Raw genomic sequence first — 7,025 nt, forward strand, 5'->3', positions numbered from 1 at the left:
AATGAACTCTTCCGCGCCCTTGATGACGGCGATGTAGCTCGCGCCCGGGAAGGCGTTCTTCGGGTTGGCGATGCGCTTGTAGCTGTAGATGATGTCGTCAGCCGTCAGCGGCTTGCCGTTGTGGAAGACGGCGTTGTCGCGCAGGTGATAGGTGTGCACCGTGCCGTCGTCGGAGACCTCTTCCGAGCTTGCCAGTTCCAGCACCGGCTTGTTCTGGATCGAATCCCAGCTGTAGAGCGCGCGATGGATGGCCTGGGTGATAAATTCTTCCTGCGTGTTCGGGCTTGCCTGGACATCAAGCGTGGCGAAGCTCGAACCATAGGGTGCGGTGAAGACGAGCGTCCCGCCGTGGCGTTCGCCGGCGGCCAGTGCCCCGGTAGCCACGCCGAGGCTGAGCATTGCGGCCAGTGTCAATCTTTTCAGCATGCTGTTTTCCCTCTCGTGCCGTTTTCGGCTTTGTGTTGGTCAGTCCGGCAGGCCGTCAGCGCGCGTCATGCACGACGCGGCCTGCAAGCAGGGTCATCAGGCAGCGTGTGCCTGAGAGGATGGTTTCCGCCGGCGCTTCCAGCAGGTCGTTGTCGAAGACCGCAATGTCGGCCCATTGGCCCGGCACCAGTCTGCCCTTCACGCCCTCGGCCTTCTGCGAATAGGCGCCGTACTCCGTATAGGCCTGCAACGCTTCCTCGCGGCTCAGCTTCTCCGTCTCCACCATCACGGTGCCCTTGCCGGTCTTGCGCGTGATCATGGCGTGAAGGTTCGGGAAGGGATCGGGCGAGCAGACCGGCGAGTCCGAGCCTGTCGAAGGTTTGAGACCCATGCGCATCCAGGTGCCGATCTGGTAGGACGCCTTGCCGCGTTCCTCGCCAAGCACGGAAACGTAGCTGTCGCCGAAATCGTGGATGAAGGCCATCTGCGGCGCCGGCAGGATGCCAGCCGCCTTCATGCGTCGATCTTGGTCGGGGCTCGAGAAGCCGCAATGCTCGATGCGGTGACGCCGATCCGGGTCGGGCTTGGCGGCCAGCGCCTTTTCATAGGCTGTGACCAGCTGCTCGATCGCACCGTCGCCGATGGCGTGGCAGGCCATCTGATAGCCCCGATCGTGGCAGGATTTGACGATCGCCTCGACGTCGGCATCCGGCAGCATCTGCACGCCGATATTGTCGGGCTCCCCCTGATACGGTTGCGTCATCCAGGCGGTGCGCCCCCCGGCCGAACCGTCGAGAAAGATCTTCACCGCGCCGACGCGCAACATGTCGTCGCCCGCGCCGGTAATGAGCCCTGCACGCCAGGAATCCTCGACGATCGAGACACCGGGATCACCCAGCAGCGTCAGCCAGACGCGCACCGGCAGCCGACCCGAAAGCTTGGCCATCTCATAGGCCTGGATTTCTGCAAAGCCGGCGAGTTGACCGACCGCCGCGTCCATGCAGCTCGTTATGCCCAGCGAGAGAAGATAGCGTCCGGCCCGTTCGATGCCGTCGATCAGTTCCTCGGTCGTCACCTCGGGCATAGCGGTCTTGATGAGGTTCTGCGCGTTTTCCGCGAGGAACCCGTTGAGGCGGCCATCGGTGGTACCGATCACGCCGCCATCCGGCACCGGCGTCGCCTCCGTCACGTCGGCCAGACTGAACGCCAGCGAATTTGCGATGGCGACGTGGCCGCAGGCGCGCGTCAAAAGCACGGGATGATCCGGAACGGCGCGGTCGAGCTCCTCGCGGGTCGGATGCCGGCCGACATCGAGCTTGACCTGGTCATAGCCCCGCGCCCGCACCCAGTTGCCCTTCGGTGTCGCGGCGGCGCGTTCGGCAAGCTTTTCCAAAAGGGCGGCAAGCGTCGGCGCGGCGGCAGGCGTCGCATCGACCCATCCCATGGTGATGCCGGTGGAGATCAGGTGAAGATGGTTGTCAATGAGCCCGGGGCTGGCGAAACGACCTTCGAGGTCGATGACCTCGGTGTGCGGACCCTTGAGGCTCAGCATATCGGCGTCGCTGCCGGTAGCCAGAACCTTGCCCTGCCAGATGGCTAGGGCCTCGCTGATCCCCTCCTCCCTGCCCCGCCAGATGCGGCCATTGCGCAGGATAAGATCAGCGTGAAGCTGGAAGGCCATTAACAATCCCCCTTTTGTTATCAGCCTGATTTCGTGAGCCTCCTCGCTGCCTCGAAATCAGAACTGTTTGCCTTGGGCGCAACGTGGAAGGTTTGTTGGGGTTTGGCTAATTCGCTTTTAGCAAAGGCTGATGCAATATCGGCATAGCGATTTCTTTCCAACAACTTATGATCCCCCACAACCATAAAGCACAAGGGAGCGGGGCATGGAGATCAAGTGGCTGGAGGACTTCGTGACGCTCGCCGACACGTGGAGCTTTTCGCGCGCTGCCGAATTGCGCAACGTGACTCAGCCTGCCTTCAGCCGCCGCATCAAGCAGTTGGAGGGCTGGCTCGGAGCAACGCTGATCAGCCGCGCCACCATGCCAGCGGAACTGACACCGGCCGGTCGCAATTTCCTCCCCATTGCGCAGGAGGCGATCCGAACCTTCTACGCGGCACGCGAGTCACTGCGACCGTCTCACGAAGAAGGCCTCATCCGCTTCGCCGCGCTCCATACGCTGACGGTAACGATCTTCCCGCGCTGGCTCAAACTCCTGGAGAAGTCTGGCGGCGCCTTCAGCACCTCACTGATGCCCGACCGCGGCGGCATCGAGGCCAATCTCGACGCCCTCATCGGCGACGAGGCGGATTTTTTCCTGACCTATGCGCATTCGGAGGTGCCGTTCCATCTCGACCGCGGACAGTTCTCGTCATTGACGATTGCCCATGATCGGCTGATCCCGCTCGCCGCCGCAAACGTCTCCATTCCCGGTGGCACACTGCCGGGGCTGCACATCCTCGACCGCGCCGTCGCACAGCCGCGGCTCGCCGTTCCCTATCTGAGCTACGGGTTCAATTCCTTTTTCGGCGTCGCCCTGTCGCGCCTCATGCTCCGTCGCCCGCCCTTCCGGCGCCGCACGACGCATGAAAACACGATCAGCGCCGGGCTGATGAACATGGCGGTGACGGGCGCCGGCGTCTGCTGGCTGCCAGAGAGCCTCGCGCGCGACGTGATCGAGGCCGGAGACCTGGTACCCGCCTCCGCGGACACGGGCTGGAATCTCGACCTCGAAATACGCCTCTATCGCCACGCCGCGATGCGCAGCCGGAGGGTCGAAGACCTCTGGCACACGGCAAAGCTGCTGCTGGAACGCGAGCCCGCCTGATCAGGCCTTCAGGAAGACCAGCGCGCGCAGGATCTCCGCAAAATCCGCATGCTTGAAGGCGACGGCGCGAGGACCGTGCGCGTAGGCACCGGGATACCAGCCGGCACGATAGGCATCTGTCGGATTGTTGAACTCGATCACCACTTCGTAGCGCTCGGCCCTGGACGGCAGCACCTGAGCGAAATCGCCGGCAAGCGCTTCTGCCACGCCTTCGCGAATAAGCCGGCGCGACCAAGCAGGCGAGATCGACGTGGTCGAACGACCTTTGCCCTCCAGTGTTTCCACGGACTTCAGCCCCGGCACCATCGCCCGCGCCTCAGAGCAAATGCCGGCATCGCCGGCAAGGAAGACCGACGGTACGCCGTAACCGGCAGCACAGAGCGCGTTGACGGTGAATTCCGAGGCGACCTCGCCGTTCAGAAGCAGGCGCGAGATGCGCATGGTGGAGGTATGGGCGAGCGGATTTGCCTCGCTGCCCGCCTTGGAGTGGTAGCCCGTATAGATCGCGGCCGCGAAGCCGGCATCGAGGCCGAACATCATCGCATCCGGATGGCCGGACCAGCCGCGCACGATGCGGACATAGTCCGGCAAGCGGTCGAGGATGAGGTTGCGGCCGCTGTCATGGGCGTCTTTCACCACGACTTCGGTCGCACCCGCAGCGCGCGCGCCCTCGCAGGCAGCGACCACCTCGGCGGTCATCAGGGCGCGAAATTCGGTCCAGTCGGCATGGGTGCGCTCCGCTTCGTCCCATTGCGCGATGCCTGCGGTGCCTTCGATGTCAGCGGAAATGAAGACTTTCATGGGTGGGTTCCTCTATCGGTCAATCGGGAAAAGCGGGATAGATGCGGTCGTTTCAGGCAGGCATCGCGAAGGCCAAGCAGAGCGCGTTCGGCGCAGCCGACGACCACGGGGCTTTAGCGGCCACTTGGGCAAGTTATCGGCGAGGCGCGTCTGACTGGTGATCCGCGATTTGCATGTCGTTTGGACGGAACATTGGTGCAGCTCGCCGCCACAGGCCAATTCAATTTGGGCAAAACTTCATGCAAAAATCGCCTAAGTCCTGAGAGTTCAATTGGTTATGGATACCCCCTGACGAACAGACGCGCGCGCGGTCGGTAGCGCGGAGCTCTCGCCGTCGCCAAGTCGGTGGCATCACCACACTCAGGTCTAGAGAAGCTCACCCATCGACTGCAGGAGCCGATCGATCTGATCAGTCGTGTGCTCGGAAAACACCGCAAGCCGCATGGTCGCGACATCTGACGCGTCGGAATAACCGCCAGGCTGCTGCACCCTCACGATGATATCGCGCTCCGCCAGGCGATCGCGCAGCTGCTCGAGGTCGGTGACGCCCTTGATGGTGACGATCGGCACCGGCGTGTCGGCAACGTCGAACCCAAGGGTCCGCAGTCCGCTGCGCATATGCTTGACGTTGCGAACGAGGTTGGCGCGCTTTTCCGGAGTCGCCTGCAGAACGCGCAACGATGCGGCAGCAGCGGCTGCAAGACCCGGTGGTGCCGGCGAGGCCCCACGCATGATCATGGCATTGCCCGCGATCTTGGCCGCCAGATCCGCACTACTGGGAACGATGCCGCCAAGCGCGCCGAACGCCTTGCTCATCGTGCCCGCGAGATAGTTGCCGTCGCCTTCGAGCCCCGCATGCTGCAGCGATCCGCGGCCGGTCTCACCAAGAACGCCGACGCCGTGGGAATCGTCGATGCAGAGCAGCGCGCCATCATAGGGGGCCATGGCCTGCCGGTAATCCCCAAGTGGCGCCAATCGCCCGGACGACGGAAAGACGCCGTCGGTCAGCACCGCCGGCCGCTCGCCCGCCTTCACATGCAGCGACAGTTGTGCAGCAAGGTCCTCCGGATCGGCATGCCGAAATTCATGAACCCGCTTGCCGAGCGTCGGGATTGCGTCACGGGTGCTGTAATGCGTTGCGGAATCCATGAGGATGACATCGAATTCGTCGCGCAGCCCCTGCAGCAACACCATGGGGCTGGTGTAGCCGGAGATCATGTAGACGACCTCCTCCGTGCCGAACCAGTCGCGCAACCGCTCCTGCAAATCGGCATAGACCTGCATATGGGCGAGTGTCCCCGGCCCCATGCCGTAGCGCCTCGTCGCTTCGCAGGCCGCCTCGATCACCTCGGGGTGGCCATGCAGGCAGAAGTACGACGTACCGCAATAATAGTCGACCTCGCGCCCGCCGATGAACATGCGGGCGCCAAGAGGTGACTCCATCTTGATTGGAGCGGTCATGGTTGGGTCACGCCGCTTCGGCCTGGGACGGGCTGCGCCGCTCCAGGAACATCGGCCCGACGCGGATGCCGCGCTTGCCGTTGTCGTCGACGGCGTCGAGTTCGAGGATCTCGTCTTCGTAAAGCCGCCCATGCATGCGGAAGCGCCCCTCTTCGACCGGCTCGCAGGTGTGCGTGCAGAAGTACTCGATCAGGCACTTCAGGCCGCCATGGCTGTAGGTCAGGTAGGTGATGTTGAAGTCCGGCCCGTATTCGCCGAGATGCGGCGCAATAGCGTCGGGCACGGTCTCGTCGTCGGGCGTCTCTATCCGTGTCCAGCTTGTATCCCGCCAGACGAGCTTGCCGGCTTCCGGGAAGGAGAGGTTCATGTGGGCGTAGTCCGCGCCGCGCCCGTAGATGCGACCGTCGATGACGAAATCGTTGCCGGCAACCGGACGTATCCGGTGCGGAACGCCCTCGCCCATCAGGTAGATCTTGCCGTCCTTGGATTTGACCTCGACGATCTCCTGCGTGGCGTCGTCGCGGTAATAGCCCGGCAGGGTCTTGAACTGCGCCTCGGGGATCTCCGGCGGACGCTGTGTCCGCTCCGGCATCTTGCCCATCTTGCGTTCGGCAAGAACGATGCGCACGCCGTCGACGCCGAGCCGCGAGGCGATCTGGTTGGCGAAATCAAGGGTCGCAAAGATAAGCACGCCGACGCCGGCGGCAGGCAGAAGCATCATCTGCGAAGCATAACCGTAGACGGCGCCACCATGGCCGACCGAGGTCCAGCCGTCGACGTCGCCGGAACCAAAGCACAGGCCATACCCGTTGAGTGTCTTGTCATGGCCGGCCGGACGTTTGCCGAACGGCGTCCACATCTCGCGCAGCGATGCAGGCGAGATGATCGAATTGCCCTCAGCGTCGAATCCGCCGCGCAGCAGGCACTGGGCGTAGCGTGCCATATCACCCGTGGTTGAAAAGATGTTGCCGGCCGGCGAGCCACCCAGGCTGAACACCGGCGCCGGCGTATCGCCGTCGAGCGTCCACATGTCGGCCGGCGCAAGCCGCTCGCGAATGCCGGGCGCCATGCCGCAGGAGGAACTGTCCATGCCAAGCGGTTTCAGGATATTGGCAGCGACATAGTCGGAATAGCTCTGGCCGGTGACGACCTCGATCACCCGGCCGACGACGGCGATGCCGGCGTTGGAGTAATGCATCACCCCGAGGCTCGGATCCTGCTTCAAGGTCGAGCTCGCAAGCTCGTCGACGGTGTCCTCCAGCGGAGGACGGGTTGCGTCGAGATAGTGGCCACTCTTCGGTTCGCGCACGAGCCCGGCCGTATGGGTCATCAGCTTGCGCAGGCTGATGACCGAGCCGTAGGGCCCGCCCTCGGCGCCGGCGAACGGGTTCACCGGCTTGAAACCGGGCAGATAGGTCGAGACGTCGACATCGATATCGACAAGGGCCTTTTCGACCAGCTGCATGTTCGCGAGCGACGTGAAGGACTTGGTGATCGAGCCGATACGGA

6 protein-coding genes are annotated in these 7,025 nt (G+C 63.6%); 1 reads left to right on the top strand and 5 read right to left on the bottom strand.

Annotated features, from left to right (window positions below; genetic code table 11):
* A partial coding sequence (locus tag I8N66_RS35075) for an ABC transporter substrate-binding protein (RefSeq protein WP_291164462.1) occupies positions 1-426 on the bottom strand: 426 nt, incomplete at its 3' end.
* A gap of 55 nt (positions 427-481) precedes the next feature.
* Entirely contained in the window at positions 482-2,107 is a 1,626-nt protein-coding gene (locus I8N66_RS35080) for an amidohydrolase (protein WP_291164465.1), read from the bottom strand.
* A 205-nt stretch (positions 2,108-2,312) separates the two neighbouring features.
* On the opposite strand from I8N66_RS35080, the gene I8N66_RS35085 reads away from it, so the two are divergent.
* On the top strand, positions 2,313-3,254 hold the full coding sequence (locus I8N66_RS35085; protein ID WP_223729416.1) for a LysR family transcriptional regulator: 942 nt from the start codon (positions 2,313-2,315) through the stop codon (positions 3,252-3,254).
* On the opposite strand, the gene I8N66_RS35090 is transcribed toward I8N66_RS35085, so the two are convergent.
* From I8N66_RS35090 to I8N66_RS35100, 3 genes are all read right to left on the bottom strand, one after another.
* Positions 3,255-4,055: a M55 family metallopeptidase gene (locus I8N66_RS35090; RefSeq protein WP_223729417.1), complete on the bottom strand. Its 801-nt coding sequence runs from the start codon at positions 4,053-4,055 to the stop codon at positions 3,255-3,257. It abuts the gene before it with no gap.
* Positions 4,056-4,421: 366 nt separating this feature from the next.
* Positions 4,422-5,516, bottom strand: a complete 1,095-nt coding sequence (locus tag I8N66_RS35095) for a pyridoxal phosphate-dependent aminotransferase family protein (RefSeq protein ID WP_291164472.1) — start codon at positions 5,514-5,516, stop codon at positions 4,422-4,424.
* A 7-nt stretch (positions 5,517-5,523) separates the two neighbouring features.
* On the bottom strand, positions 5,524-7,025 hold a 1,502-nt coding region (locus I8N66_RS35100; protein ID WP_291164475.1), incomplete at its 5' end, for a serine hydrolase.

Origin of the sequence: Ensifer sp. SSB1, from assembly GCF_016652895.1 — a bacterium.
In the GTDB taxonomy this organism is placed as follows: Bacteria; Pseudomonadota; Alphaproteobacteria; order Rhizobiales; family Rhizobiaceae; genus Ensifer.